A 25463-nucleotide genomic window follows, 5' to 3' on the forward strand; every position below is an offset into this window, starting at 1 on the left:
ACCGCGGCATCCCTGCCGCGGTGCCCCCTGCGCAACGCCTGCGTTCGGCCTCTGGGAAAGGGGCGGCAGATCTGAAGCCAAAGCAACAGCAACAGCAACAGCAACAGCAACAGCAACAGCAACAGCAACAGCAACAGCAACAGCAACAGCAAAGGCAACTTCAGCGAACTCGGTGCTGGGGCATGACACAGATCTCCTGTAGGAGCTGGCTTGCCAGCGAAAGCGGTGGGTCAGCTAGAAAATTTTTCCACTGAACGGACGCCTTCGCCGGCAAGCCGGCTCCTACAGAGGATTGGCGTACGGCTTTTGCTCTACACCACTCATCAGGCCGAGCGTTAGCTCGCCTGCAGCTTTTGATCTTGATGCACCGCCGCCTCGAGAGGCCGAGTGGAGGTTCTGCGCAGTGGGCAACCCGGCATGGATGCCGGGTTAGCCCCGCACGGCCATGGATGGCCGATCGCGGCGGGCCCACGGAGCAGGACCGGAGCGAGGGCATGCCGAGCCTAGGCGAGGCACCGAACGAAAGTGGCAAAAGCGCTTGGTTACTTGGCGCTTTTCCAAGTGACCCGCCGTAAGGGCGGAACCGTCAGTGGCCGTTACCGCAGAAACGGATACACACACAATCCACATCGATCATCTCGCTCCTGTTTAAAAGCCTGTTAGCAGCCCTAAACCGCACCTGACCGACAAGCCAGAAACATGCACTCAAACATCGGCCATCTCCTGACTCTATAGCTGCAATTGCCGAAATCAGTGCACATCCTTACACTGCGCCACCTTTTGTCCCGGTGGGGCCTGTAAATGCTGTTTGTATTTCGTATGTTATTGATGGGCCTGCATTTTATTTTAGCCGGTGTGCTTGGCGTACTGCTGGGCCTGTGCCGCCCCTTCAACCCGGATAACAGCCGTTTGTGCGCGCGACTGTATGCGTTGCCGGCGATGTGCATCTTGCGCTTGCGGGTGAAAGCCGAGGTCGGGCCGCTGATGGATAAACCCGACAGCTGCGTGATCATTGCCAACCACCAGTCCAACTACGACCTGTTCGTGTTCGGCAATGTAGTGCCGCGCCGCACCGTGTGCATCGGCAAAAAAAGCCTGAAGTGGGTGCCGCTGTTCGGCCAGCTGTTCTGGTTGGCGGGCAATGTATTGATTGATCGTGGCAATGCACAGAAGGCGCGGCAGTCGATGCTGACCACCACCCATACCCTGCAAAATGAAGACACTTCGATCTGGGTGTTTCCGGAAGGCACGCGTAATCTCGGTGAAGAATTGTTGCCGTTCAAGAAAGGCGCATTTCAGATGGCGATTGCCGCGGGCGTGCCGATCGTGCCGGTGTGTGTCAGCACTTACGTCAAACACATGCGTTTGAACCGTTGGCGCAGTGGGAAAATCCTGATCCGCTCGCTGCCGGCGATTCCTACGGCGGGGTTGAGCCTGGAGGACATGCCGCTGCTGATTGAGCAGTGCCGCGAGCAGATGCGCGAGTGCATCGCCTCGATGGACCGGCAGTTGCAAGCCGCTTGAAAGAAACCCGCCTGGCGCGGGTTTTCTTTTGCCCGCGAACTTTTGCCTACGAACTCTGCAGACTTTGCTGACTCTCAAGCAGCAGACAAGGCTAAGCTGAACATTGCCTGCCACTGCCATCTGCTTATAAGAAGTGAACCACCATCATGGGTAGAGTTGTTGCTGCTGCGGTTTACAGCGCCGGTAAGAAAGTCACCAATATCACCCTCGACGAAGGCGCGGCCTGGGCGGCAAAGCCGGGCCACTTTGTCTGGATCGGCCTGGAAGAGCCGAACGCCCAGGAGCTGTTCAATCTGCAGCGCCAGTTCAACCTGCACGAACTGGCCATCGAAGACGCGCTTGAAAAACACAGCCGACCGAAACTCGAGACCTTCGGCGACGCCCTGTTTATCGTCACCTATTCGCCCATCCGCAACGAAGGCAAACTGGAGTTCATCGAGACTCACATCTTTGCCGGCAACGGCTACATCATCACCGCACGCAATGGTCACTCGGCGTCCTACGCCTATGTGCGCCAGCGCTGCGAGGCGCGGCCGCTGTTGCTGGAGCACGGCGAAGACTTCGTGCTCTATGCCATCCTCGACTTCGTGATTGAAAACTACCAGCCCATGGGCGAAGCGATCCACGCCGAAATCGACGAGCTGGAACGCAATGTCATGTGCGGCTCCCTGAACGAGCGCGACATTCAAAAACTCCACAGCCTGCGCCGTGACGTCCTGCGTCTGCGCCGTTACGCGGCACCGATGGTGGAAATCGGCGAGGAACTGCAGAAACTGAGTTTCCCGTTCATCGACAAGAACATGCGCCCGTATTTTCGCGATGTGCAGATCCACGTGACACGGCAGATGGAAGACCTGACGACCCTGGCGGACATTGCCAGTCAGACGATCGAGGTCGGGGTGTTGCTGGAGGCGTCACGGCAGAGCGTGGTGCAGCGCAAGTTTGCCGCATGGGCCGCGATCCTGGCGTTTCCGACGGCGGTGGCTGGCATCTACGGGATGAACTTCCAGAACATGCCGGAGTTGACCTGGCACTACGGGTATTTCGCGGTGCTGGGGTTTATTGCGGTGGGGTGTGTGAGTTTGTGGGCGAGTTTCAAGAGGTCGGGGTGGTTGTAGCCGACACCGGGGCGTCTGCCAGATTCGCGGGCAAGCCGGATCGCCGCACCGCTCGCTCCTACAGGCACACCGAAATCCCGTAGGAGCGAGCGGTGCGGCGATCCGACTTGCCCGCGAAGCTCTTAGCTTTTAGCTGCTTCAGCATCCGGCTTATGCGCCACAAACCGCATCATCCACTCCGCAACCGTAGCGCCATGATGCTCATGCTCGAGGCTCGCCATGCCTTTGCTGTAGACCTGCTCGCCCAGCGCTTCCTGGCGAATATCCAGCAACGCCCGGGAATAATCGTGGATGAATTCAGGATGCCCCTGGAAGCACAGCACCTGATCGTTGATGTGATACGCGGCGAACGGGCAGAAATCGCTCGAGGCAATGACGGTGGCGTTTTCCGGTAGCGACGTCACCTGGTCCTGGTGACTGATCAACAACGTCAGCTCTTCCCGCACGGGGCTCATCCACGGCGCCTTGGCGGCGAGCTTGTAGTTATGCGTGCCGACGCCCCAGCCTTGGGTCGCGCGCTCGCTCTTGCCGCCCAGCAGCAACGCCAGCAATTGATGGCCGAAGCACACGCCCAGCAATTTGTCGCCGCGCTCATAGCGCTTGAGCAGGTAAGCCCGGAGGGTTTCGATCCAGGGGTCGGTACCGAAGGAATCGGCCTTGCTGCCCGTGACCAGGTAAGCGTCAAAGGTCAGTTCATCGCCGGGATATTCGCCTTGCATCACGTTGTAGACGGTGAACTCGGCCGCGATGGGTTGCTGCGAAAACAGACGCTGGAACATCTGCCCGTAACCCTGATACTGATCGACCAGTTCTGGACGCAGAATGTCGGTTTCCAGAATGCAGATGCGTAACGACATAAAAAATACCTGACACGTGATGGGAATAATGCACACCCAGAGCGTGCCTCGAAACAGGGTGGCGAGGCAAGTCCGGAATGCGTCATCGGCCCCTTAGAACGTCAGCCCTTTTGCGGCTTTCTCCAGCAATAGCGCAGGTGGATTGAATCGCTCGCCATATTGCCCGGCCAGGTACTGGGCGCGGGCGACGAAATCCTTCACACCGTACTGGTTGATGAACTGCAGTGCGCCGCCGGTCCAGGCCGCGAAGCCGATCCCGAAGATCGAGCCGACGTTGGCATCCGCCGTCGAGGTCAGCACGCCCTCTTCCAGGCAGCGCACGGTTTCGATGGCTTGCACGAACAACAGCCGGTCTCGCACGTCCTTCGGCGAAATCTGCCGGTCGGCTTTTTCGAAACGGGATTTCAGCCCTGGCCACAGCTGTTTCTGGCCACCGGCCGGATACTCATAGAAACCGCCGCCAGCGGCCTTGCCCGGACGCTTGTATTCGTTGAGCAGCAAGTCAATCACGGCGAACGCCGGATGCTCGATCAGCGGTTTCCCTTCCCCTTGCAGGTCTTTTGCCGTTTGCTGGCGGATATGGCTCATGAGGCTGAGGGAAACTTCGTCGGAGATTGCCAGAGGGCCGATCGGCATGCCGGCCTTGCGCGCTTCGGTCTCGATCATCGGCGCGCTCACGCCTTCGCCGAGCATGGCGATGCCTTCGTTGGTGAAGGTGCCAAACACCCGCGACGTGAAGAAACCGCGACTGTCGTTGACCACAATCGGGGTTTTCCTGATTTGCAGGACGAAATCAAAACCGCGGGCCAGGGTTTCGTCGCTGGTTTGTGCGCCTTTGATGATTTCCACCAGGGGCATTTTTTCCACGGGACTGAAGAAATGCAGGCCGATGAACTTCGTCGGGTCCGGCACTGCAGTGGCGAGGCCGCTGATGGGCAGGGTCGAGGTATTGGAGGCGATCACTGCCTCCGGCCCGACAACTTTTTGCGCGGCCGAGGAGACCTTGGCTTTCAACTCCCGGTCTTCGAATACCGCCTCGATGATCAGGTCGCACCCGGCCAGGTCCGCATCGCTTTGCGTGGCATGGATCCGCGCCAGAATGTCATCGCGCTGTTCTGTACTCATCTGGCCCCGCGCGACTTTCTTGTCCAGCAGCGCCGCCGAATGCGCCTTGCCCTTCTGCGCGGCGGCGAGGCTGATGTCCTTGAGCACCACTTCGATGCCGGCCGATGCGCTGACGAAAGCGATACCAGCGCCCATCATCCCGGCGCCGAGCACCCCGACTTTCTGCGTCGCATAGGGCGCAAAACCCTGGGGCCGCGAACCGCCGGCATTGATTTCGTTGAGTTGAAACCAGAAGGTGCCGATCAGATTCTTCGCAACCTGGCCGGTGGTCAGTTCGGTGAAGTATCGGGTTTCGATCAGGTGCGCGGTGTCGAAATCCACTTGGGCGCCTTCAACCGCAGCGCAGAGGATCTTCTCCGGCGCGGGCAGGCAGCCCTGGGTCTTGCTGCGCAGGATCGACGGCGCGATGGCAAGCATTTGCGCGACTTTCAGGTTCGAAGGTGTACCACCGGGGATCTGGTACCCCTTCACGTCCCAGCGTTGAACCGCCGTCGGGTTAGCCAGAATCCAGGCGCGCGCCTTGCTCAGCAACTCGTCGCGATCTTTTGCCAATTCATCGATCAAACCCGCCTGCAACGCCTGTTGCGGGCGGATTTTCTTGCCTTCAAGCAGGTATGGCAGGGCTTGCTCGATACCCAGCATGCGCACCATACGCACCACTCCGCCTCCACCCGGTAGCAGACCCAGGGTCACTTCGGGCAGGCCGAGTTGTATGGACGGATCGTCCAGCGCCACGCGATGATGACAGGCCAGGCAGATTTCCCAACCACCGCCCAACGCTGCGCCGTTGATCGCGGCAACCACCGGTTTGCCGAAGGTTTCCAGGGTGCGCAGTTGCCCCTTGAGGTTCAGCACCATGGTGTAGAAGGCTTTGGCTTCTGGCTTGCCCACCTTGATCAACTCATTGAGGTCGCCCCCGGCGAAGAAGGTTTTCTTGGCCGAGGTAATGATGACGCCGGCAATCGTGTCCTTCTCCGCAATCAGGCGGGCGACGCAGGCGGCCATGGCTTCGCGGTACACCGCGTTCATGGTATTGGCGCTCTGGCCTGGCATGTCGATGGTCAGGATGACGATCTGGTCCTGCCCCTTTTCGTAACGAATGGCTTCGCTCATACGGTATTTCCTTGAAGTCGGGGCTCAGAGGCGTTCGATAATGGTGGCAATGCCCATGCCGCCGCCGACGCACAGGGTCGCGAGGCCATAACGCAGGCGCCGGGTTTCCAGTTCATCGAGCAGCGTGCCGAGGATCGCGCACCCGGTTGCACCGAGTGGGTGGCCCATGGCGATGGAGCCGCCATTGACGTTGACCTTGTCCGGGTCGATGGCCATGTCCTTGATGAATTTGAGCACCACGGAGGCGAAGGCTTCGTTGACTTCGAACAGGTCGATGTCTTCGACCCGCAACCCGGCCTTGGCCAGCGCCTTGCGCGTGGCCGGCGCAGGGCCGGTGAGCATGATGGTCGGATCGGTGCTGGTGACTGCCGCGGCGACTATCCGTGCCCGTGGTTGCAGGCCCAACGCCCGGCCCTTGGCTTCGGAACCGATCAGCATCAAGGCCGCGCCATCGACGATCCCGGAACTGTTGCCCGGGGTGTGCACGTGATTGATTCGTTCCACGTGGCTGTAGACCCGTAGCGCGGTGGCGTCGAAGCCCATTTGCCCGATCGTTTCGAAGCTCGGCTTGAGCTTGCCCAGGCCTTCCAGGGTCGACTCGGCGCGGATGAACTCATCGTGATCTAGCAGGATAATGCCGTTCTGATCCTGCACCGGCACCAATGACTTGTTGAACGAACCGTCGGCGCGCGCCCGTGCTGCCTTCTGCTGGGAGTGCAGCGCGTATGCATCGACGTCGTCCCGGCTGAAGCCTTCAAGGGTGGCGATCAGGTCGGCGCCCACGCCTTGGGGGGTGAAATGACTATGCAGATTGGTTTCCGGGTCCAATGCCCAGGCTCCGCCGTCGCTGCCCATTGGCACGCGGGACATGGATTCGACGCCGCCGACCACGACCAGGTCTTCGAAGCCGGAACGGACTTTCATCGCACCAAGGTTCACGGCTTCCAGCCCCGAGGCGCAGAAGCGGTTGATCTGCACGCCTGCCACGCTGACATCCCAAGCGGCCACTTGGGTCGCGGTTTTGGCGATGTCGGCGCCTTGATCGCCGATCGGCGTCACGCAGCCGAGCACCACGTCATCGACCTGGCTGGTGTCGAGGGAGGTGCGCTGTTGCAACGCCGTGAGCAGCCCGGCCACCAGATTCACCGGTTTGACGCTGTGCAAGGCCCCGTCAGCCTTGCCCTTGCCCCGGGGCGTGCGTAACGTGTCGAAAATCAAAGCTTGGGTCATGACGTTCTCGAACCTGATGGTGAGTAGGTACTTGGTAGGTACTTGGTAGGTACTTGGTAGGTACTTAGAATCTTTGCTCTCTCACCTTATGCCGAGCCGCAACCGATTCAATGACCGCAACGCTCAGCCGCATTGACGCTCACGCTCAGACGAACGGTAGTCAGCTATGGGATTAACCGATTCAGGACGCGAAGTGTCTAGCAAACGGGCGCCCAACAAGCTGGCAATAGGCCTCATATCGTTTTAAGAGCATTTAATATCAACTCCAGATGAAATGGATCTAAAGCAAGGGTGACGCGGGCTCTAATGTGAAGTTGTACGAAGTTGTCGTCGGGTTTTGCCGAGGCGCTCGTTCTACAGGAAGTGCAACGCCTTGCCGTCATGGAGCTATGCAGGCAGGCATCAGGAAATAACAAAAAAAAGGCGGTCAGCCATGTTCAAACAATCGAAAGTTCGTCAAGCCGGGCTCATTCTATTCGCCACCACGCTGTTGTTGATTTTGCCGAACCTGACCAAGGTGATCGGCTAGTCGGTCTTTAGTAAATACGGCGTCGGGTTTTTTATATCGCCTCAATAAAAATGTGACTGGCTCGCTACCCGGGCCAGCGTGGGTGTGCCAACCTTTATGGCACTCCTACGACATGGACGGCGATCACTTGAAAACACTCATTCTGTTCGGGGCCCTGCTGCTGAGCACGCCCCTCCTTGCCGCACAGCTGGACCTGGAGCTGGGCGCGAACAGTCGCACCTGGCAGACCGAGGAATTGCTCAAGCATCCTCAGGTACAGACCATTACCATCACCAACGACGTTTCCTACAAACGGGACATGAGCTATCGCGCTGTTCCCGTGGCGGCATTGTTGACGGGTATCAAACCTGAGGATCACCTGCAAGCCGTGGCGCTGGACGGGTTTGCGGCAGAGTTGTCGGCGGCGCCGCTGCTCAATGCCAAGGGTGCGCGGGCCTGGCTGGCGATTGAAGACCCGGCCAAACCCTGGCCGGCACTGTCCGAAGGCAAGCACAGTGCGGGGCCGTTCTATCTGGTCTGGACCGATCCGCAGGCGGGCAATATCAGTCCCGAGCAATGGCCGTTCGAAGTGGCGAGCATCAAGCGCATGGCACCGGTGGCGCAGCGCTTCCCTGCCCTGCTGCCAGACCCTGCGCTGGCGGCGGATGACCCGGTGAACAAGGGCTTTGCGCTGTTCCAGAAGAACTGCCTGGCCTGTCATCGGCTCAATGGCGCCGGGGATGCGCAGTTCGGGCCGGATTTGAATATTCCGTACAACCCGACCGAGTACTTCGGGGCGGATTTCCTCACGCGTTACATTCGTGACCCGCAGGGTTTGCGGCAGTGGCCGCAGGCGAAGATGCCCGGGTTTACGGCGGCTGTGTTGCCTGACGGGGACCTGGAGATGTTGGTGGGGTATTTGAAGCATATGGCGGGGCGCAAAGTTAAGCCCTGACACATACCCCTGTAGGAGCCAGCGGTGCGGCGATCCGACTTGCCGGCGAAGGCGTCTTCATGGGCGGTGCAAGGCTTGAGGCCGCCTTCGCCGGCAAATCGGATCGCCGCACCGCTGGCTCCTACAGGGCTATGCTGTGATCAGATTATTGTTGTTGGACTGAGATAATCGGCATCGGCGTCGGCGAAACAAACACCTTCGCATGCATCTGCTCAGACCCTCCGCCCCGACGCATGCCGCGCACCGGGCAGGCGTCCAGGTAATCCAGGCCCACCGCCAGTTTCAGGTGGCGCTCGGGCCGGGCCAGTTCATTGGTCACATCGAAGCTGTACCAGGCATCATCGAGCCAGGCTTCAGCCCAGGCGTGGCTGGCCAGGTGCTCGCAGTCCTCGCTGTACAGATAGCCCGACACATAACGCGACGCAATTCCCAGGCTGCGGGCGCAGGCGAGGAACGCATGGGTGTGGTCCTGGCATACACCCGAACGCCCGGCGAAGGCTTGGGCGGCGCTGGTGTCCACGACGGTAGAGCCCGGGGTGTAGGTCATGTGCTGGTTCAAGCCATGCATCAAGTCGATCAGCGCCGTGCGATCCCGGCGTTGCTTGCAGTGCTTGCGGGCAAACGCGCGCAGGGCTTCGTCGGCTTCGGTCAGCCGGGTGAAACGCAGGAACGGCAGCGCCGACTGGCTCTCGTGCTCGGCTTCGCGCAACTCATCGATGTCCACCTGGCCCCGGGCACCGATGATGATGGCTTCATGGGGCTCGTCCATGGTCAATACATGCAGGATGTTGCCAAACGGATCCAGTTGCGCGCGCACCGGGCGCGGCAGGTCGAGCTGCCAGCTGAGCACGTGCTGGCGCTCGCTGTCGTGGGGGGTCAGTCGCAAGTACTGGATGCTCGCCCGCACCTGATCTTCGTAGTGATAGGTGGTCTCGTGGCTAATGGAAAGTCTCATGCAGCCTCCAGGTAAGAACTGTGAATGGCGTTGCCCAATTGGCGCACCAGCGGGATGAACTCGGTCAGCCAGGTGTGCAGGCCTTCGTCGAGAATTTCGCTGATGCCGGTGTAGCGCAGGCGCGCGTCCATTTCCGCCGCCAGGCGTTGCGCGGGGCGGCCGTTGGCGCCCGGCAGCTGAGCGAGAATCTGGTCGATCTCTTCGGTACAGGCCCGCAACGAACGCGGGACGTCGGCACGTAGTAGCAACAGTTCGGCGACATGCCGGGCACCGGGCGCGTCGCGGTAGATCTCGGTGTAGGCCTCGAACGAGGACAAGGCCCTCAACAAGGCACTCCACTGGTAATAGGCGTGGGCCGTGCCGTCGCTGACCGCTTCGGCCTGGTCGCCGGCCATTTCGTAGCGTGCATCGAGCAGGCGCAAGGTGTTGTCAGCCCGTTCGATAAAGGTACCCAGACGAATGAAGCGGAACGCGTCGTTACGCATGATCGTGCCGTAGGACGCGCCGCGGAACAGGTGGGAACGTTCCTTGATCCACTCGCAGAAACGGCTCATGCCATAGCGACTCAAGCCCTGGTTGGCGATCCCGCGAATTTCCAGCCAGGTGGCGTTGATGTTTTCCCACATGTCGGCGGTGATTCGCCCACGTACCGCATGGGCGCTGGCCCGCGCCGCGCCGAGGCAGCTGTAGATGCTGGCCGGGTTGGCGGCGTCCAGGGCGAAGAAATGCAGCAGCCGCTCGGCATGCAGCTCGCCATGACGCTCCAGGTAATCGTCCAGGGTGCCGGTAATCAGCAACGGCATGGCGAGTTCGTGCAAACCGTCTCCGCGACCATCCTGTGGCATCAGCGACAGCGAATAACTGATGTCGAGCATCCGTGCGAGGTTTTCCGCCCGCTCCAGGTAACGCGACATCCAATACAAATCCGAGGCAGTTCTACTTAACATGGCAGGCTTCCTTCAATCCTCGACCACCCAGGTGTCCTTGGTGCCGCCGCCCTGGGAGGAGTTCACCACCAGGGAGCCTTCACGCAGGGCGACACGGGTCAAACCGCCGGGCACGACCCGGGTTTCGCGGCCAGACAATACAAACGGACGCAGGTCGATATGGCGTGGGGCGATGCCGTTTTCGACAAAGGTCGGACAGGTTGATAAAGACAAGGTCGGTTGCGCGATGTACGCGTGGGGTTTGGCCTTGATCCGCGCGCGGAAGGCTTCGATTTCCGCCGCCGTCGCCGCCGGCCCCACCAGCATTCCATAGCCGCCCGACCCCTGGGTCTCCTTGACTACCAGCTCTGGAAGATTGGCCAGGACGTGGGACAGTTCAGAGGGATTACGACACTGCCACGTCGGCACATTCTTCAGGATCGGCTCTTCATCCAGATAGAAACGGATCATGTCGGTGACGAATGGATACACCGACTTGTCGTCCGCCACCCCGGTACCAATGGCATTCGCCAGCACCACGTTGCCGGAGCGGTACGACGACAACAGCCCCGGAACGCCGAGCATCGAGTCCGGGTTGAACGCCAGCGGATCGAGGAAGGCATCGTCGAGGCGCCGGTAAATCACGTCGACGGCTTTCGGCCCGTCCGTGGTGCGCATGAACACCTTGTCGTCACGCACGAACAGGTCCGCGCCTTCCACCAGTTCAACACCCATTTCCCGGGCGAGAAATGCATGTTCGAAAAACGCACTGTTGAAGCGGCCCGGCGTCAGCACCACCACGCTGGGGTTATCGATCGGGCTTGAGCTTTTCAAGGTATCGAGCAACAGGTTCGGATAATGATCGATCGGTGCAATGCGTTGCGCCGCGAACAGTTCGGGGAACAGGCGCATCATCATCTTGCGGTCTTCGAGCATGTAGCTCACGCCGCTCGGTGTACGAAGGTTGTCTTCGAGCACGTAGTACGTGCCGTCGCCATCGCGTACCAGGTCGACACCGGAAATGTGCGAATAGATATCCCGGTGCAGATCCAGCCCTTGCATCGCCAGCTGGTATTGCTCGTTGGCCAGCACTTGCTCGGCCGGGATGATGCCGGCCTTGATGATGCGCTGTTCGTGATAGAGGTCGGCGAGGAACATGTTCAGCGCCTTGACCCGCTGGATACAGCCCCGTTCGACCACCCGCCATTCACTGGCGGGTATGCTGCGGGGAATGGTGTCGAAGGGAATCAGGCGCTCTGTCCCTTGCTCGTCACCGTAGAGCGTGAAGGTAATCCCGGCGCGATGAAACAGCAGATCGGCCTCGCGTCGCCGTTGGGCCAGAAGCTCATCAGGCGTTTCAGCCAGCCAACGGGCAAACTCCCGGTAATGCGGGCGGACCTGGCCGCCGGCATCGTACATTTCATCAAAATAGGTGCGGATCATGCCGTACTCCTTGTCACCCGGACTTACAGGCCTTCGCAAGGCCCGTGCCATCGGCATAAACGCTTAAATATCAATCAGTTGGATAATAACGCCGCAACCACCGCACCAATCCTGTGCGGTAAATGCCCCAAGCTGATCGCCCCCGCTTCATTGCGAAGCAATGTGTTCGCCTATCAGCAGCATAGTCAGAGTTGATTTCACTGCCCGGGAGTCGATGCGGATAATTTGCGCATTCGCTGGAAATGCTCACTTGACTTCCCTTTTAGCCGCCCGCTCAGGCGGCTTTTTTTTGTTTCCAAACCTGTAGGAGCGAGCTTGCTCCGGGCGGCGTTCCGACGATGGTCGTTAACGATAACGCGTGTTCGCTGGTTAAACGCGGCGCTATTGAGTCCATCGTCGGAACGCCGCCCGGAGCAAGCTCGCTCCTACACAAACGAAAACGGCCAACCCGAAGGTCAGCCGTTAGTGGATGTTGTCGCTGTTCATAGTGTTATGCGAGTCGCCCTCGTACCTCCTGCTTGACGCCCCAGCCTTCGATGATCCCGCCCAGAGGCTCGACCACGGCTTCGAAGTCCTGCTCGAAGTCGCCGATACCGTCGTAGGTGGCGTACATCACTTTACTCAGTTCCAGATACCACGCGCCGTCATCGCGCACGCTGATCTGGGCATTCAAGGATTCACCACAGTAATGCCCTGCCGCCCTGCGTGCCCGCTCCTCGTCCGGGAAAATGGCGTAGAACTCGATGGGATGGAATCGTGAAAAGTCGAAACCGCCTTCTTTCATGCGGCGCAGCACGCTGCTGCTGATGTCTTCTTGATAGGCTGTGCTCATGAAACGTCCCCCTCAACTTGATGGATAGACTTTCCGTTTTCCCGGCACACGCAATCGAATGGTGCGAGTGATGCGGCAACACTATTGCCGGTGGGAAGCAAGCATGTAGCTGACAAGACCAGACCTTAGCGATCCGTTCGCTGATCTCGCTTGCAGAGTAGCCCCAAGAGAGAGGCGCTGCCAAGGTCTGGTTGTTTCACGAATGTGCCAGGAAGTATTTCAGACGGGAGTAATGCCGAGGATTTGTATGCTGTTCTGAGCCTTGAGACTTTTGACGCTCGCATCAGCGGTTCGCCCTTCCAGATCATTCAGATCCAGTTCGGCAGCGACAGGAAGGAGACGGGCCTTGATCAGTTTGGCGGCGTGCTCGTTGTCCGGGCATTCGTCGCACTCGAAGACTTCGTCGACTGTTTCACCGTGATCATCCACGAAAGTGATTTTCCACTTTTGCATCAGTGCCTCCTCGAACAAACCCGCAAGTGGGCTTACATGTATCTGGACTTTTGCCCTGCCTGTTCGTTCAACAGGTTTACAGCGCGCCAGATGAAAAAACCCGGATCCTGTGGGAGCGTGGCTTGCCCGCGATGGGGTCACTGCGGCGTATCAGACAGACCGCGGCGTATGCATCGCGGGCAAGCCACGCTCCCACAGGGTTTGATGTCGGTTGTGGGGACCGGTCAGACCCGCACATTACCCCGTGGTCCGGCGATGGCCCATATGATCAGACCCAGGACCGGCAGCAGCAGGATCAACAGCACCCAGACGATCTTCATCCCGGTGTCGGTGCCACTTTTGAGCACGTTGATGATTGCCCAGATGTCCAGGGCAAGAATGATCAGGCCAACCAGACCATTGAACGTGGAACCCATGGTGTCGCTCCCGAAGAGTGGTGTGCACTCTTAGGATAGCTCGCCCAGAGGGTTCCGTTTTATTCGGCCCAGGGTGGCGTCAGACGTGGATCGCCACTTTCAGGGCTTCCAGCGAAGGCGCGGCAGCGATGCCGACTTCAGCGCACAACTCGAGCACCCGCGGCACGTCATTGCCGTAGACCAGCACCACTTGCAACTCGTCGTCGAGCAACTGGCTGAAGTTCATCAGCACGTAGCCGCCGTTTTCCTTGTTCATGCTGCTCATCTGCACCTGAATGCGATTGAGCGCGGTCAGGGCTTCGGTCTTGGCCAGCTGCTTGGGTTTGATGTTGAAATCAACCCCAGGGCCGAACGAAGCAACGATCCGGGCGAACAGATCCATGTAGGTGTCGGCCTGGAACAGCACGGTCTCCGGCAGGCTGCCGACGACCACCCACTCGCCCAGCGGTATCGGGAAGGTGTCGTCGTAGTTGATATCCGGATTGGCCGTCAGGAAAGCCTCGGGATCGGCATAGGCCTGGGCCGCCTCGTCAGCGATTTTCAGGATTTCGTCATCGCTCATGCACCCGGAGCTGATTTTGCTGATGAGTTCGACGAGTGCGGCTTTCATGGGGCGGAATCCTGTAGCGAGGGAATTTTGAAGGCGCGAAGGATAGCGCATTCCGCCTCGCCGTGGCTGCACGGGAGCATTGCCGGGAATGTTGACGCATATCAAGGACCGGCAGACTCGGTAGCGGCACAATGCTGGCACCTTGCCAAAACTGTTTCCGCTATCAGAGAAGACCTCCATGGGTGCCTGGCTTAGCAATATCTCGTTGAAGTACAAATTCTGGGCGGTCAACGCCGTCGCTTTCGTGACCACCCTGTTGTTGGTGGTGTATGCCGTACAGCTAGAACAACAGTCGCGCAGCCATGATGCCCGCGCGTCCGCCCAGGCCCAGGCACGACTGCTCACGGCGTGGCCTGCCGGGCAACCGTTGCCTCAGGCCGATAACCTGCTGACCTTCAATCACGGGCAGGCGCCGCTGCTCAAGGGGCAACCGGTGCTGGAGCTGGCCGATGCCAACGGTTGGGTCGAGATCAATTCCATGCCGTTGTTCGGCGACAATCCTTTGCTTGGTGCCGAGGTGTTCACCCGTGCCGATGGTCAGCAGGTCGCGGCCATTGCCTATGGGCCGAGCCTGACCCAGGTGTTCGGCGAACGTTTTGCGCACTATGCGGTGGCGGTGTTCGTCCTGATGCTGGCGATGCTCGGGGCTTCGCAATTGCTGATCCGCTTCCTGCTCAGTCAGCTCAACACCTTGAAAGACGTCATGCTCCACGTCGAGAAAACCGGCGATCTCTCAGCCCGTGTCCCGCTGGCCTGCAAAGACGAAGTCGGGCAAATGGCCAACGCGTTCAACGCGATGCAGGCGGGTTACCAACGGGTGGTCGGCACCGTGGCCAGCACCGCCCGGCAACTGGATGTCGGCGCGGCGCGACTGGCGTCGAGCATGAACGAGGTGCGCCTGGGCATGCTTGGCCAGCAAAGCGAAACCGATCAGGCCGCCACCGCGATCAACGAAATGACCGCCACCGTCTATCACATCGCCCAGCATGCCGGCGCGACCCGCGATCTCTCGCAAACCGCCGATACCCTCGCCGGCAGCGGCCAGGCAGTGGTCAGCCGGGTGCAGGAGTCGATCAGCGGGTTGTCCACCGGGGTGCAGCAAACGGCCGAGATGATTCAGCGGCTGGCCGAGGACAGTCAGAAGATCAACGGCGTGGTCGGTGTTATCCACAGCATCGCCGAGCAAACCAATCTGCTGGCGCTGAACGCCGCGATCGAAGCGGCCCGGGCCGGTGAAATGGGACGCGGCTTTGCGGTGGTTGCCGATGAAGTGCGCAACCTGGCCAAACGCGTGCAGACCTCCACCGACGAAATCACGCTCATGGTAACCGCGTTGCAGGCCGGGACCCGGGACGCGGTGGATTTCATGCAGGAAAGCTCGTTCAAGGCCGATGATTGCGTGCGCCAGGCACAAGAGGCCGGTGCAGCCTTGGCCGAAATCACCGATGCGGTGGCCCGGATGCGCGAAAGCAACACGCAGATCGCGGTGGCGGCCGAGCAGCAGAGTCAGGTGGCGGAGGAGATGAATCGGGCGGTGGTGAGTATTCGGGATGTGACCGAGAACACGGTGCAGCAGACGGTGGGTTCGGCGACTACCAGTAATGAACTGGCGGCGTTGGCGGGGGAATTGAACAAGGCTATAGGGCAGCTAAAACTGTGAGGGCCTCATCGTCGGAACGCCGCCCGGAGCTGGCTCGCTCCCACAATGGTTTCTCTTTGCCAGTTTTCGGGTATGACACCGGTCTCCTGTGGGAGCGAGCCAGCTCCGGGCGGCGATCCGACGAAAGCGCCCGCCCGGTCACCATCGATATCGCGCATGATCCCTATCACTTCGATAGCCACCTTTGATTCGCCGCCCGCAGGCGCCGGGCCTATTCTTCAATCATGTGTTGAACACGGATAGAGGATCGGCATCATGGGCAAACGTCACCCCAACCTTCCCGCCTGGCAATGGCGAGCCTACCCGAACAATCATCAGCACCCGGCCAATCTGGTGTTGCACCTGATTGCCGTGCCGCTGTTCATCGTGGGTGTCCTGCTGATGATTTGCGGGGTGTTCAGTCTGAACCTGGGCAATTTCGCCATCGGAATCATTGGCCTGTTGGCTGCGCTGGGCCTGCAACGCCATGGTCACAGCCTCGAGGCGCAGGCCGCCGAGCCGTTCAGTGATCGCAAGGATGCGGTATCACGCTTGCTGGTCGAACAATTCCTGACCTTTCCCCGGTTCTTCCTGAGCGGCGGCTGGTGGCGCGCCTGGCGTGAGCGCCACCGTCGTCATTGATTCAGGCAAAAATCGTCACGGTCTGTCGGCTCATGGCGATCAACTGCCCGTCTGCATTCCACAGCTTCGCGGCGGCATGACCGTAACCGTCAGTGGCGTGTTCGATTTCAACCAGGTATTTGCACCAATCCAGCGTGCTCAGTTCAAGCAACGGCTGAACGAATTCGATGGTCCAGGTCAGCGTACTGCCCATCGCCGGTTTGCTCAGGTGCGGTAGCAGCGCCGGCGGCCAGGCATCCACCAGTGCCAGAATATGCGACTCACTGACCGCCTCTTCTTTCACATCCCCACGCAAACGCACCCAACCGCCCATCTCGCGGGATTTATTACCGGTAAACGGCAGCCCGCCGACACTCCAGCGCATCGCCAGATGACGCATGAACTCTGGTGTCACACCTTTGATATAGGGCAATTCCTGGCAGTCGTCCCAGTGTTTCATCTGCGGTGCCGGGTCGGCCGTCACAGCCACTTCGGATGGACGCGAGGCACCGAAACTGCCCTGGATCAAGGTCACGACCTGGCCCTTCTGCATCGCCCGGCCCAATAGCTGGCTGACGGCTTTGCCTTCACGTAACACATCGACTTCAAAGCTGACCGGCACTTCGGGCTCGACCGGCCCGACAAAGGTGATCGCCAGCGAACGCACCGGCCGATCCGCCGGCACCTTCGCGCGCATGGCTTCATATTGCAAAGCAGCGACCAGGCCGCCAAAGCTGGCCCGGCCTTGAGCCCATTCGGCCGGGATAGACAGCTCGCGCGGCTGGCTGCGGACGGTGTCGAGCAGATCGGAAAAGCGCATGGAAACCTCAAAGGCGGGAAAAGGATGCAGGGATCTTAACCAGCCCGCGAGGACGGCACAGGGCTTATTCTGGCCAAATTGACTGACAGATAAGCCGCGTTCGGTTTGAACACTGATTCCAAACCCGACACAAACCCCAATGTGGGAGCGGGCTTGCTCGCGAAGAGGGCGTGTCAGTCGATATTAATGTCGCTGACACACCGCCTTCGCGATGTAGAAACGGACACATCCTTTACGACTGAAACCGGGGACATCCTTTACGTTTCTGTTGGCTTGAAAGGCGGCTCTCGCCGCTTTTCAGTCTGCCTAAAAGGTAGTTGCAAAGGTAAATATCCCACACATCATCGTCCACTTCCTTCAGTCCTAGCGCCTCACCTGCCAAAGATTCACTGACGAAAATCATTTTGCCTTTCCATTTCATCGATCCATTTTGTCGGATCATGCGGATCCTCATATCCGAAGCGTAATCAGCCTCAGGCACGCGTCCGTCGTACTGCCTTGGCGAAGGCTTATACAGATCCGCAGGAACCTTCATCTCTAAAGCCTTATGAGGTCTTACGTAATTGAACTCCTGTCGAAACTGTTCAAATGCCAACTGTTGTTCCACCAGATTACGTTCAGGCGCATGAAGTAATGCAGCCTTGAGCGTTCGATGCATGCGCTCATGACGGCCATTCTGGTCAGGCCGCCCCGGCTGGATTCGCTCAGGGTAGATCCCTAGGCGTATCCACCAAGCCGCCAGGCTGGATATGCGCGAAATGCCGGTGGAGGCAAAGGGGGAGCCGTTGTCTGTGCGAATCACATTAGGCAACCCGTACTCCCGAAACGCCCAGTCGAACCCTTCGCGAGCCCCGGCAACGCTGCTTTGCGCTCTGCACAGCAATAGAAATCGGCTGACGTGATCAGTAATGGTCAGTGGGTAACAACGTTGGCCGTTCTGAAGCGCGAAGTCACCTTTGAAATCCGCCGCCCATGTCTGATTAGGCGCAGTAGCGTCGCGCAGCGGATTTTTCCCCGCTGGCGGGCGATTGAGGAAACGACGTTTTTGCACCAGACCTGCTCGCTTAAGCCATTCGCCTGCCGTGCTGACTGTTGGCCAAGACAACTCTGGATGATCAATCTTAAGGTTATGCACCAGCTTCTCAGGTCCCCAGCTGTGATGCTCGCGCTTGTACGCGACTAGCAGCTCAAGCACCTCATCGCTGATTTTGAAAGGGCTCGTATGCGGACGCCGTGACAGTTCCTTGAGCCCATCAATGCCCTGTGTTTCGTAGCGCGCAAGCCATTTATCCAAAGTGGGTCGGCTGAGCCCGTAGTGACGGGCCAACTCGCTTTTGGAATAGCTGCCTTGCAGCCAGTCGCCTATGAGTTTGATTCGTTGATCCATTGGGGACTCTCGATTCCAGGGCATGGTCAGGCACCTCCTGACCGTATTTCATACCTGTAAACGATGTCTCCGGTTTAAAACGTAAAGGATGTCTCCGGTTTCTACCCGAGCAAGCCCGCTCCCACAGGGGTTTGTGTGTGCCTGCACCTATTGTGGCAAGGCCCTTTTGCTCCGCAGGGTTTTCAGGATTTGAAACAGGTGGCGTCGAGTTTATCGAGGACACGATCGGCGCATTTTTCGGTCTTGACCAGGTCGGTTTTCCAACCGGCCACGCAAGGCTGCAAATCCGCTTCTTCTTCGGCCCTGGCCAGCCATTGCCAGCAATCGTGCCAATCGCCCAAGGCACCTTGGGCGGCCTTCAATCCGGGCATGGCGGCCTTCGGTAAACGGTCCAGCTCGGGATACGCTTCGATGCCGTAACGCACGCGCTTGATCAGCAGGCGCAGACGGTGGCGATCATGGGCCGGGTCATGCAGAGTCTTATCGAGTTTTTTCCATTGTTTGGCCAGGCGCTTTTCTATGTGTTTGCGCAAGCCCTTGAGCAAGCCTTGGCGCTGGGAAGCCCGCAAAAACCGCGGGAAAGCGTCGACGATCATCAGCAATTGCGCCAGCTCGGGACTGGCCGCCACTGCCGGATAGGCCTCGGCCATTTGCGCCATGCGCCGGTGCGCGGCCTCGGGTTGATCATGCTCGAGCAAATACGCCGCCAACACTTCGCGATCACGCAATGGCGTGGACAGATCACCGACTGCGGACGCCGCCGCTTCCAGCTGTTCGACGCCGGGCAAGCCGCGCAATGGCCGCAGCAGACTGCGCAAACGGCGAACCGTGGTGCGCAGGTCATGCAAGGCTTCAGGGTCGGTGCGGGCACTCAGGCGCGCCTGGCAAGCCAGCAAACGAACGTCCAGGCCCAGGATCCGAGCCACCAACCGATCAACCAAGGCAGACATCATTTACCTCCCTGAATCGAAATTCCCCAGTGGCTCATCATGCCTCAACGGCCGGCGCGAGACTCACGAATATAGAAACGCGCCTTCTCGGCCTTCTTGGAGCAGCCTTCGAACGCTTCGAATTGCTGCTGGGTCTTGGCGCCGGTCAACAGCGACAGCGCCTTGGAGTAACTGACGGTCCCGGCAAACCCTTCAGCCTTGGCCAGGTCCAGTTCGCGCCACGCGGCATCGATCCCGCTGGCGCAGCTGTCGCGATAGGCGGTTTTGCCGGCGCATCCGGCGAGTGCCAGGGCAATCAGGGGCACACAAATCCAGGCTTTCATCACTCACACCTCAAAGATAGGTAAACAGTCGTGCTCGTAAGACGGTCAGGCGCGTGAAAAGTGCCTTGGCCCCACCGCGCAAACTCTGGCGGTCGGGAAGAATACCCATCTGCCGCCATGGAGTGTCGAAAAAACGACGCGAATGCCCCGCCGAGCGACCTTGGCGATTGAAGCGCGGCCCTCGATGGGTGCATTGTTGAACCTTGTCAGACGAGGACGGTTCATGAAAAAACGTGTCGCACTGGTGCTGGGCTCGGGAGGAGCCCGGGGCTATGCCCATATCGGGGTCATCGAAGAGATCGAGCGACGTGGTTACGACATCGCCTGCATTGCCGGTTGCTCGATGGGGGCCGTGGTGGGCGGGATCTACGCCGCCGGCAAACTCGAGGATTATCGCAACTGGATCGAGAGCCTCGATTACCTGGATGTGTTGCGCCTGGTCGACGTCAGTTTTCGCCTGGGTGCGATTCGTGGAGAGAAGGTCTTTGGGCAAATCCGCAAGATCGTCGGCGAAATCAATATCGAAGACCTGCGCATCCCCTACACCGCGGTGGCCACCGACCTGACCAACCAACAGGAAATATGGTTCCAGGAAGGTTGCCTGCACCAGGCCATGCGCGCCTCGGCGGCGATCCCCAGCCTGTTCACCCCGGTGATGCAAGGCAATCGCATGCTGGTGGACGGCGGCATCCTCAACCCTTTGCCGATCGTGCCGGTGGTGTCGAGTCATTGCGACCTGATCATTGCGGTCAACCTCAACTCTACCAACCAGCGCCACTATCAACTGCCGGTGATCCAGCGCCCGGCCGCGTTCAAGACCCGTTTCGACAGCCTGATCAACTCGCTCGGATCGAAACTGCCCTTTCGCCGCAAACAGGCGGAACAATTGCTGTTGCTGGAAAAGGAAGCGTTGCTGGCCGAAGGCGCCGACATCAACCCCTGGATCGAATCCGCCGAGCCCGAAGCGCAGCAACCGGCGGCCGCGCCTGAACGTGCCGGCGCGCCGAAGTCCGCCACCGGTTCGTTCATCATCGACAATGTGGGCCCGGCCTCGTTGCTGGATTTGATCAACCAGAGTTTCGAGGTGATGCAGACGTCGTTGGCGCAGTACAAGATTGCCGGTTATCCGCCGGATATTCTGATCAACGTACCGAAGCGGGTGTGCCGGTTTTTCGAGTTCTACAAGGCGCCGGAGCTGATCGCGCTGGGGCGGGAGATTGCGCGGGATACGCTGGACCGGTATGAGAATGAGCAGAAGCGTGATTCTTGAAGTTCTCGGTTGACCGTAAGGGCCTCATCGTCGGAACGCCGCCCGGGGCAAGCCCGCTTCCACAGGGGCGGTGGTGTATCGACAAACGCTTACCCTTGTTGGAGCGGGCTTGCCCGCGATGGGGCCGGATCTTTCAACGCTAAAACTAAAGGCTTTCCTCACTCAAAAGCCGATACCCCACCCCCGCCTCGGTCACGATAAACCGCGGCCGGGTCGGATCATCCGCCAGCTTCTGCCGCAGATGCCCCACCACAATCCGCAAATAGTGACTGTCTTCGGCATGGGTCGGCCCCCAGATATCCTTGAGCAATTGCTGCTGGGTAATGACCCGCCCCGGATGCCTGGCCAATTGCGCCAGCACCGCGTATTCCTTGCGGGTCAACGCCACTTCGACGCCATCGAGCAGCACCCGGCGATACGCCAGGTCGACGGTCAACGGGCCGAATGTCAGAGCCACCTGCCGGGCTTCACCGGCCGGGGCCTGACGTAACAAGGCACGTACCCGCGCCAGAAATTCCTGAATACCAAACGGCTTGGTCACATAGTCGTTGGCACCGCCATCGAGGGCCTCGACTTTCTGCCCTTCAGCGGCACGCACCGACAGCACCAGCACCGGCACCGTCGACCATTCACGAAACTCGCGCAGCACGTGCTGACCGTCCATGTCCGGCAAACCGAGGTCGAGCACCAGCAGGTCCGGCTTGTTCAACGCAGCCTGCGCCAGACCTTCGGTGCCGGTGCCGGCCTCCAGCACTTTGTAGCCTTGGGAAGCGAGGCTGATGCGCAGGAATTTACGGATTTGCGGTTCGTCATCGATGACCAAAATGGTTGCGGTCTGGCTCATGAATTCACATCAACAAATAGAATGGGCAAGAGAGTAGCGCATGCACGATCAAGCTTCACTTTCAAAACCCGGTTGTTCCTGCAATGGCAAGTGCAATGTGATGCAGGTGCCGTGCCCCTCGATACCATCGGCAACGCTGATCCGCCCGCCATGGGCGCCGACCATGCCTTGACAGATCGCCAGCCCCAGGCCGGTGCCCTGCCCGCCCCGATCACCGCGCGCGGCGGTGTAGAACATGTCGAAAATCTTCGCCCGCTCCTCTTCCGGAATCCCCGGCCCCTCGTCGCTCACCGAAAAAAACACTTCACTGTCATCGGCCCCCGCCTTCAACTGCAAACGCCCATGCGACGGCGAGAAACGCGCCGCGTTTTCCATCACGTTGATCAGCGCTTGCTCGATCAGCGCGGCATGGACGTACAGCAGCGGCAGTTGCGCCGGCACGTCGGTGCTGACTTCAAGCGGCGCCAGCACCGCGCGCAAGCGATTGAGCGCACTGCCGACGATGTCCGCCGGCGACACCCAATCCCGCGCCAGCTTCAGGGCGCCGTGCCCGAGGCGGGTCATGTCCAGCAGGTTTTGAATGTAGCGGTCGAGACGTTCGGCTTCATCGCGGGTGCCTTCGAGCAATTCGCGGCGGTCCTCCAGCGGAATCGCCTCGCCGAGGGCCAACAAGCTGTCGATGCTGCCGCGCATGGAAGTCAGCGGAGTGCGCAAATCGTGGGACACGGAGGCCAGCAAGGCGCTGCGCAGTTGCTCGGTTTCGCCGTGCAGCCGCGCCGCTTCCAGGTCGTCGGCCAACTGTGCGCGGGCCAGCGCCTGGGCCAGCGGCTGGCTCAACGCGGTCAACAAGCGTCGGCGCTGACCGCTCAGGGTCTGACCCTCCTTGGCACACACGCCGAGCAGCGCCAGCGGGCCGTCCTCCACGGACAATGGCCACCACCACCAGCGCCCGAAAGGCAGCGTACCGGTGCCCGCTCCCGCCGGCTGATCGTGTTGCCAGGCCCAATCGGCGGCGGCGCGCTCGGCTTCGGTAAACTCCAGCGGGCCACCGGTTTCGACTTTCCAGCCGCTCTGACCGTCCCGATTGAGCAGGCACAACTGCAGATCGCTCCAGCCTTCCAGGTGATGGGATGCAGCATTGATCACGGCCTGACGATCGGTGGCGGCGGTGAGTTTGCGCGACAGGTCGAGCAGTTCGGTGGTTTCTTCCTGAGTGTCGCGCAAGGCCTGCAACTGCCGGCGCTGGCGCGCTGCGAGGTTGCCGGTGAGAGCCGCCATCAGCAGGAAAAACAGCAGGGTCAGCACGTCTTCTTCGCGCTGGATGCTGAAAGAAAAATTCGGTGGAATGAACAAAAAGTCGTAAGTCAGAAACGACAGCGCGGCACAGGCCAGCGCAGGGCCGAGGCTGCTGCGCACCGCCACCAGCAACACCGCAGCGAGGAACACCAGCGAGATATTGGGCAGCGGAAGGACACTCGATACCGCCCAGGACAGGGCACTGGCAAGCACCGTCGCGACCAGCGCCAGTGCGTAGTCGAACCACACCGGCGACTGCATCGAGCGCTGGCGTGGCTGATGCTGCTCGTGATCACCGTCAATGACGTTGATTTCCAGGCCGCGAGCATGGCGCAGCAGGCGCGCCGCCAGCCCCCCACCAAACAACCGACGGCGCAAACGCTGCCGGGACTGGCCGACCAGTACCAGGCTGGCGCGGCGTTCGGCGGCATGCTGGATCAGGGTTTTCGCCACCTCGCCGGCGCGAAGCAACACCACCTCGCCGCCAAGCCGTTCGGCCAGTTGCTGGGCACTTTGCAGGCGCAAGCGCGATTGCTCGTCACGCACGCCGCCGTTGTCCACATGCACCAGGCTCCACGGCAAATGCCGACGCTGGGCGACGCGACTGGCGTGACGGACCAGGCGCTCGGCCTGGGCATCGCCATCGACACCGACCAACAGGCGACCGCGCACGGTCGGCGCATCCTGGCCGAGCTGGCGATAACCCTGGGTCAGGTCGTTATCGACCTGGGCCGCCGCAGTTTGCATCGCCAGCTCGCGCAGGGCGGAGAGGTTGGTCTGGGTGAAGAATGCGTCGATGGCTGCCCGCGCCTGCTCCGGTACATAGACCTTGCCCTCGCGCAGACGCTCGAGCAGCTCGCGCGGCGGCAGATCGACCAGCAGCAATTCGTAGGCCTCTTGCAGTACCCAGTCCGGAAGGGTTTCGCGAACCTGCACGCCAGTGATGCCGCGCACCTGGTCGTTGAGGCTTTCCAGGTGCTGGACGTTGACCGTGGTGAACACGTCGATGCCGGCGGCGAGCAGCTCCTGAATATCCTGCCAGCGCTTGGCGTGACGACTGCCGGGGGCGTTGGTGTGGGCCAGTTCGTCCACCAGAACCAATTTCGGTTTGGCATGGAGCAGACCGTCCAGGTCCATTTCCTCCAATATCACGCCACGGTATTCCGAGCGCACCAACGGCAGCTGCGGCAAGCCGCCGAGCAAGGCTTCGGTTTCGGCGCGGCCATGGGTTTCGACGACGCCGGCAATGATTTTCACCCCTTGACGCAGTTGGGTGTGAGCTGCTTGCAGCATGGCGTAGGTCTTGCCGACCCCGGGCGCGGCGCCGAGAAAAACCTTGAGCCGACCACGGCCATCGCGGGGCAGGTCTGCTAACAGCGCGTCGGCGCGGCCGGAGTCACTCATGCTTTCGGATCTCTTTTTTCAGAGGTTGATGTGGTGATTGTTCTATTGCCATCGACGGAACGCCGCCCGGAGCAAGCCCGCTCCCACAGGATTATGTGAACGCTGAAGATCCCTATGGGAGCGGGCTTGCTCCGGGCGGCGTTCCGACGATGGCGGCGCCACTGATTTACAGGTTTTCCAGCGCCATGTTCAACGCCAACACATTCACCACCGGCGGCCCTACCAACGGCTGCTCGGTGTGCGCGTCCAGCAGGTTTTGCAGCGTCGCTACCGGCAGGTTGCGCGCAGCCGCGACACGCGTCAGTTGATAGCTAATCGCTGCCGGTGGCAAGTGTGGATCGAGGCCGCTGCCGGAGGTGGTGACCAGCGCCAATGGCACCGGGCCCTGGCCGGGCACCAGCTGTTTGTTGGCATCGTCGATAACACGGGTGGCCAGCGCCGGGTTGCTCGGCGAGAGGTTACTGGCGCTGCTCGACACGGTGGCAAATGCACCCGCCGACGGCCGAGGATGGAACCAGGCGTCACCGACGAAATCCTGGGCGATCAACGCCGAACCACGGACCTTGCCGTCGGCGTCGCGCACCAGGCTGCCATTGGCCTGATCCGGGAACGCGACCTGGGCGACACCGGTGACCGCAAGGGGGTAGGCGACGCCGGTGATCAGCATCATCAGGACCAACAGGCTCAGGGCCGGACGTATCAGAGTGGACATTTCAAATTCCTCGAAATTCATGGATACCCCTGTAGGAGCGAGCTTGCTCGCGAAGAACCAGAGGGCGCCGCGTTCATCCAGACAGTACGCGTTATCGTTAACGCCCATCGCGAGCAAGCTCGCTCCTACAAA

At 60.3% G+C, this 25463-nt stretch carries 23 protein-coding genes; 6 read left to right on the forward strand and 17 right to left on the reverse strand.

The window, feature by feature from the left end; genetic code table 11:
• Positions 1-801 precede the first annotated feature (801 nt).
• Together PMA3_RS20690 and PMA3_RS20695 are read left to right on the forward strand one after the other, a co-directional pair.
• A complete protein-coding gene (locus PMA3_RS20690; RefSeq protein WP_064678931.1) occupies positions 802-1524 on the forward strand; it encodes a lysophospholipid acyltransferase family protein in 723 nt (240 codons plus the stop codon).
• A gap of 146 nt (positions 1525-1670) precedes the next feature.
• A complete protein-coding gene (locus tag PMA3_RS20695; protein ID WP_064678932.1) occupies positions 1671-2642 on the forward strand; it encodes a magnesium and cobalt transport protein CorA in 972 nt (323 codons plus the stop codon).
• A gap of 122 nt (positions 2643-2764) precedes the next feature.
• Here PMA3_RS20695 and PMA3_RS20700 read toward each other — a convergent pair whose 3' ends face one another.
• The 3 genes from PMA3_RS20700 to PMA3_RS20710 all read right to left on the reverse strand — a co-directional run bounded on the left by PMA3_RS20700 (position 2765) and on the right by PMA3_RS20710 (position 6967).
• Entirely contained in the window at positions 2765-3499 is a 735-nt protein-coding gene (locus PMA3_RS20700) for an amidotransferase (RefSeq protein WP_064678933.1), read from the reverse strand.
• A 93-nt stretch (positions 3500-3592) separates the two neighbouring features.
• Complete coding sequence (locus tag PMA3_RS20705; RefSeq protein ID WP_064678934.1) at positions 3593-5737, reverse strand: 3-hydroxyacyl-CoA dehydrogenase NAD-binding domain-containing protein; 2145 nt, start codon at positions 5735-5737, stop codon at positions 3593-3595.
• Between the two features lie 24 nt (positions 5738-5761).
• The gene (locus PMA3_RS20710) at positions 5762-6967 is read right to left on the reverse strand and encodes an acetyl-CoA C-acetyltransferase (protein ID WP_064678935.1); all 1206 of its coding nucleotides are present in this window, start codon (positions 6965-6967) and stop codon (positions 5762-5764) included.
• 641 nt (positions 6968-7608) lie between these two features.
• On the opposite strand from PMA3_RS20710, the gene PMA3_RS20715 reads away from it, so the two are divergent.
• Positions 7609-8430 carry a c-type cytochrome gene (locus PMA3_RS20715; RefSeq protein WP_064678936.1) on the forward strand — a complete coding sequence of 274 codons (822 nt, stop codon included), beginning with the start codon at positions 7609-7611 and terminating at the stop codon, positions 8428-8430.
• Between the two features lie 145 nt (positions 8431-8575).
• Here the strand turns inward: PMA3_RS20715 and PMA3_RS20720 are convergent, their stop codons facing one another.
• The 7 genes from PMA3_RS20720 to PMA3_RS20750 form a co-directional block, all read right to left on the reverse strand.
• Positions 8576-9385 carry a transglutaminase family protein gene (locus PMA3_RS20720; RefSeq protein ID WP_064678937.1) on the reverse strand — a complete coding sequence of 270 codons (810 nt, stop codon included), beginning with the start codon at positions 9383-9385 and terminating at the stop codon, positions 8576-8578.
• Positions 9382-10332, reverse strand: a complete 951-nt coding sequence (locus PMA3_RS20725) for an alpha-E domain-containing protein (protein WP_064678938.1) — start codon at positions 10330-10332, stop codon at positions 9382-9384. The genes PMA3_RS20720 and PMA3_RS20725 overlap by 4 nt, the downstream gene beginning before the upstream one ends.
• A gap of 12 nt (positions 10333-10344) precedes the next feature.
• Positions 10345-11754, reverse strand: coding sequence for a circularly permuted type 2 ATP-grasp protein (locus PMA3_RS20730; protein ID WP_064678939.1), 1410 nt, complete (start codon positions 11752-11754; stop codon positions 10345-10347).
• A gap of 490 nt (positions 11755-12244) precedes the next feature.
• A complete protein-coding gene (locus tag PMA3_RS20735; protein WP_064678940.1) occupies positions 12245-12586 on the reverse strand; it encodes a ribonuclease E inhibitor RraB in 342 nt (113 codons plus the stop codon).
• A 219-nt stretch (positions 12587-12805) separates the two neighbouring features.
• Positions 12806-13039: a hypothetical protein gene (locus PMA3_RS20740; protein ID WP_064678941.1), complete on the reverse strand. Its 234-nt coding sequence runs from the start codon at positions 13037-13039 to the stop codon at positions 12806-12808.
• Positions 13040-13263: 224 nt separating this feature from the next.
• The gene (locus PMA3_RS20745; protein WP_064678942.1) at positions 13264-13455 is read right to left on the reverse strand and encodes a PLDc N-terminal domain-containing protein; all 192 of its coding nucleotides are present in this window, start codon (positions 13453-13455) and stop codon (positions 13264-13266) included.
• A gap of 79 nt (positions 13456-13534) precedes the next feature.
• Complete coding sequence (locus tag PMA3_RS20750; protein ID WP_064678943.1) at positions 13535-14065, reverse strand: hypothetical protein; 531 nt, start codon at positions 14063-14065, stop codon at positions 13535-13537.
• Positions 14066-15020: 955 nt separating this feature from the next.
• Between PMA3_RS20750 and PMA3_RS33685 the strand changes: the two genes are divergently transcribed.
• On the forward strand, positions 15021-15725 hold the full coding sequence (locus PMA3_RS33685; protein ID WP_420848702.1) for a methyl-accepting chemotaxis protein: 705 nt from the start codon (positions 15021-15023) through the stop codon (positions 15723-15725).
• A gap of 255 nt (positions 15726-15980) precedes the next feature.
• Positions 15981-16346 carry an Mpo1-like protein gene (locus PMA3_RS20760; RefSeq protein ID WP_064678945.1) on the forward strand — a complete coding sequence of 122 codons (366 nt, stop codon included), beginning with the start codon at positions 15981-15983 and terminating at the stop codon, positions 16344-16346.
• 1 nt (position 16347) lies between these two features.
• On the opposite strand, the gene PMA3_RS20765 is transcribed toward PMA3_RS20760, so the two are convergent.
• The 4 genes from PMA3_RS20765 to PMA3_RS20780 all read right to left on the reverse strand — a co-directional run bounded on the left by PMA3_RS20765 (position 16348) and on the right by PMA3_RS20780 (position 19805).
• Complete coding sequence (locus PMA3_RS20765) at positions 16348-17145, reverse strand: acyl-CoA thioesterase (RefSeq protein WP_064678946.1); 798 nt, start codon at positions 17143-17145, stop codon at positions 16348-16350.
• 232 nt (positions 17146-17377) lie between these two features.
• Positions 17378-18556 (reverse strand): integrase core domain-containing protein, encoded by a 1179-nt coding sequence (locus tag PMA3_RS20770; protein ID WP_064675632.1) that lies wholly within the window; start codon positions 18554-18556, stop codon positions 17378-17380.
• 158 nt (positions 18557-18714) lie between these two features.
• Complete coding sequence (locus tag PMA3_RS20775) at positions 18715-19482, reverse strand: CHAD domain-containing protein (RefSeq protein ID WP_064678947.1); 768 nt, start codon at positions 19480-19482, stop codon at positions 18715-18717.
• 44 nt (positions 19483-19526) lie between these two features.
• A complete protein-coding gene (locus PMA3_RS20780) occupies positions 19527-19805 on the reverse strand; it encodes a hypothetical protein (protein ID WP_064678948.1) in 279 nt (92 codons plus the stop codon).
• A gap of 223 nt (positions 19806-20028) precedes the next feature.
• Between PMA3_RS20780 and PMA3_RS20785 the strand changes: the two genes are divergently transcribed.
• The gene (locus PMA3_RS20785) at positions 20029-21075 is read left to right on the forward strand and encodes a patatin-like phospholipase family protein (protein ID WP_064678949.1); all 1047 of its coding nucleotides are present in this window, start codon (positions 20029-20031) and stop codon (positions 21073-21075) included.
• 145 nt (positions 21076-21220) lie between these two features.
• On the opposite strand, the gene PMA3_RS20790 is transcribed toward PMA3_RS20785, so the two are convergent.
• From PMA3_RS20790 to kdpC, 3 genes are all read right to left on the reverse strand, one after another.
• Complete coding sequence (locus PMA3_RS20790) at positions 21221-21919, reverse strand: response regulator (protein WP_064678950.1); 699 nt, start codon at positions 21917-21919, stop codon at positions 21221-21223.
• A gap of 48 nt (positions 21920-21967) precedes the next feature.
• Entirely contained in the window at positions 21968-24619 is a 2652-nt protein-coding gene (locus PMA3_RS20795) for a sensor histidine kinase (protein WP_064678951.1), read from the reverse strand.
• Between the two features lie 166 nt (positions 24620-24785).
• Positions 24786-25331 (reverse strand): potassium-transporting ATPase subunit KdpC, encoded by a 546-nt coding sequence (gene kdpC / locus PMA3_RS20800; protein WP_064680768.1) that lies wholly within the window; start codon positions 25329-25331, stop codon positions 24786-24788.
• Positions 25332-25463: the final 132 nt, after the last annotated feature.

Source organism: Pseudomonas silesiensis (assembly GCF_001661075.1).
Taxonomy (GTDB): Bacteria; Pseudomonadota; Gammaproteobacteria; order Pseudomonadales; family Pseudomonadaceae; genus Aquipseudomonas; species Aquipseudomonas silesiensis.

What these genes read in the sequence shown, in the direction of transcription:
- PMA3_RS20750 (WP_064678943.1), bottom strand. Translation starts at nt 14,065, where the DNA reads ATGAAAGCCGCACTCGTCGAACTCATCAGCAAAATCAGCTCCGGGTGC.
- PMA3_RS20745 (WP_064678942.1), bottom strand. Translation starts at nt 13,455, where the DNA reads ATGGGTTCCACGTTCAATGGTCTGGTTGGCCTGATCATTCTTGCCCTG.
- PMA3_RS33685 (WP_420848702.1), top strand. Translation starts at nt 15,021, where the DNA reads ATGACCGCCACCGTCTATCACATCGCCCAGCATGCCGGCGCGACCCGC.
- PMA3_RS20785 (WP_064678949.1), top strand. Translation starts at nt 20,029, where the DNA reads ATGAAAAAACGTGTCGCACTGGTGCTGGGCTCGGGAGGAGCCCGGGGC.
- PMA3_RS20770 (WP_064675632.1), bottom strand. Translation starts at nt 18,556, where the DNA reads ATGCCCTGGAATCGAGAGTCCCCAATGGATCAACGAATCAAACTCATA.
- PMA3_RS20700 (WP_064678933.1), bottom strand. Translation starts at nt 3,499, where the DNA reads ATGTCGTTACGCATCTGCATTCTGGAAACCGACATTCTGCGTCCAGAA.
- PMA3_RS20795 (WP_064678951.1), bottom strand. Translation starts at nt 24,619, where the DNA reads ATGAGTGACTCCGGCCGCGCCGACGCGCTGTTAGCAGACCTGCCCCGC.
- PMA3_RS20780 (WP_064678948.1), bottom strand. Translation starts at nt 19,805, where the DNA reads ATGAAAGCCTGGATTTGTGTGCCCCTGATTGCCCTGGCACTCGCCGGA.
- PMA3_RS20790 (WP_064678950.1), bottom strand. Translation starts at nt 21,919, where the DNA reads ATGAGCCAGACCGCAACCATTTTGGTCATCGATGACGAACCGCAAATC.
- PMA3_RS20695 (WP_064678932.1), top strand. Translation starts at nt 1,671, where the DNA reads ATGGGTAGAGTTGTTGCTGCTGCGGTTTACAGCGCCGGTAAGAAAGTC.
- PMA3_RS20760 (WP_064678945.1), top strand. Translation starts at nt 15,981, where the DNA reads ATGGGCAAACGTCACCCCAACCTTCCCGCCTGGCAATGGCGAGCCTAC.
- PMA3_RS20735 (WP_064678940.1), bottom strand. Translation starts at nt 12,586, where the DNA reads ATGAGCACAGCCTATCAAGAAGACATCAGCAGCAGCGTGCTGCGCCGC.
- PMA3_RS20705 (WP_064678934.1), bottom strand. Translation starts at nt 5,737, where the DNA reads ATGAGCGAAGCCATTCGTTACGAAAAGGGGCAGGACCAGATCGTCATC.
- PMA3_RS20690 (WP_064678931.1), top strand. Translation starts at nt 802, where the DNA reads ATGCTGTTTGTATTTCGTATGTTATTGATGGGCCTGCATTTTATTTTA.
- PMA3_RS20740 (WP_064678941.1), bottom strand. Translation starts at nt 13,039, where the DNA reads ATGCAAAAGTGGAAAATCACTTTCGTGGATGATCACGGTGAAACAGTC.
- PMA3_RS20720 (WP_064678937.1), bottom strand. Translation starts at nt 9,385, where the DNA reads ATGAGACTTTCCATTAGCCACGAGACCACCTATCACTACGAAGATCAG.
- kdpC (WP_064680768.1), bottom strand. Translation starts at nt 25,331, where the DNA reads ATGTCCACTCTGATACGTCCGGCCCTGAGCCTGTTGGTCCTGATGATG.
- PMA3_RS20725 (WP_064678938.1), bottom strand. Translation starts at nt 10,332, where the DNA reads ATGTTAAGTAGAACTGCCTCGGATTTGTATTGGATGTCGCGTTACCTG.
- PMA3_RS20730 (WP_064678939.1), bottom strand. Translation starts at nt 11,754, where the DNA reads ATGATCCGCACCTATTTTGATGAAATGTACGATGCCGGCGGCCAGGTC.
- PMA3_RS20765 (WP_064678946.1), bottom strand. Translation starts at nt 17,145, where the DNA reads ATGCGCTTTTCCGATCTGCTCGACACCGTCCGCAGCCAGCCGCGCGAG.
- PMA3_RS20775 (WP_064678947.1), bottom strand. Translation starts at nt 19,482, where the DNA reads ATGTCTGCCTTGGTTGATCGGTTGGTGGCTCGGATCCTGGGCCTGGAC.
- PMA3_RS20715 (WP_064678936.1), top strand. Translation starts at nt 7,609, where the DNA reads ATGGACGGCGATCACTTGAAAACACTCATTCTGTTCGGGGCCCTGCTG.
- PMA3_RS20710 (WP_064678935.1), bottom strand. Translation starts at nt 6,967, where the DNA reads ATGACCCAAGCTTTGATTTTCGACACGTTACGCACGCCCCGGGGCAAG.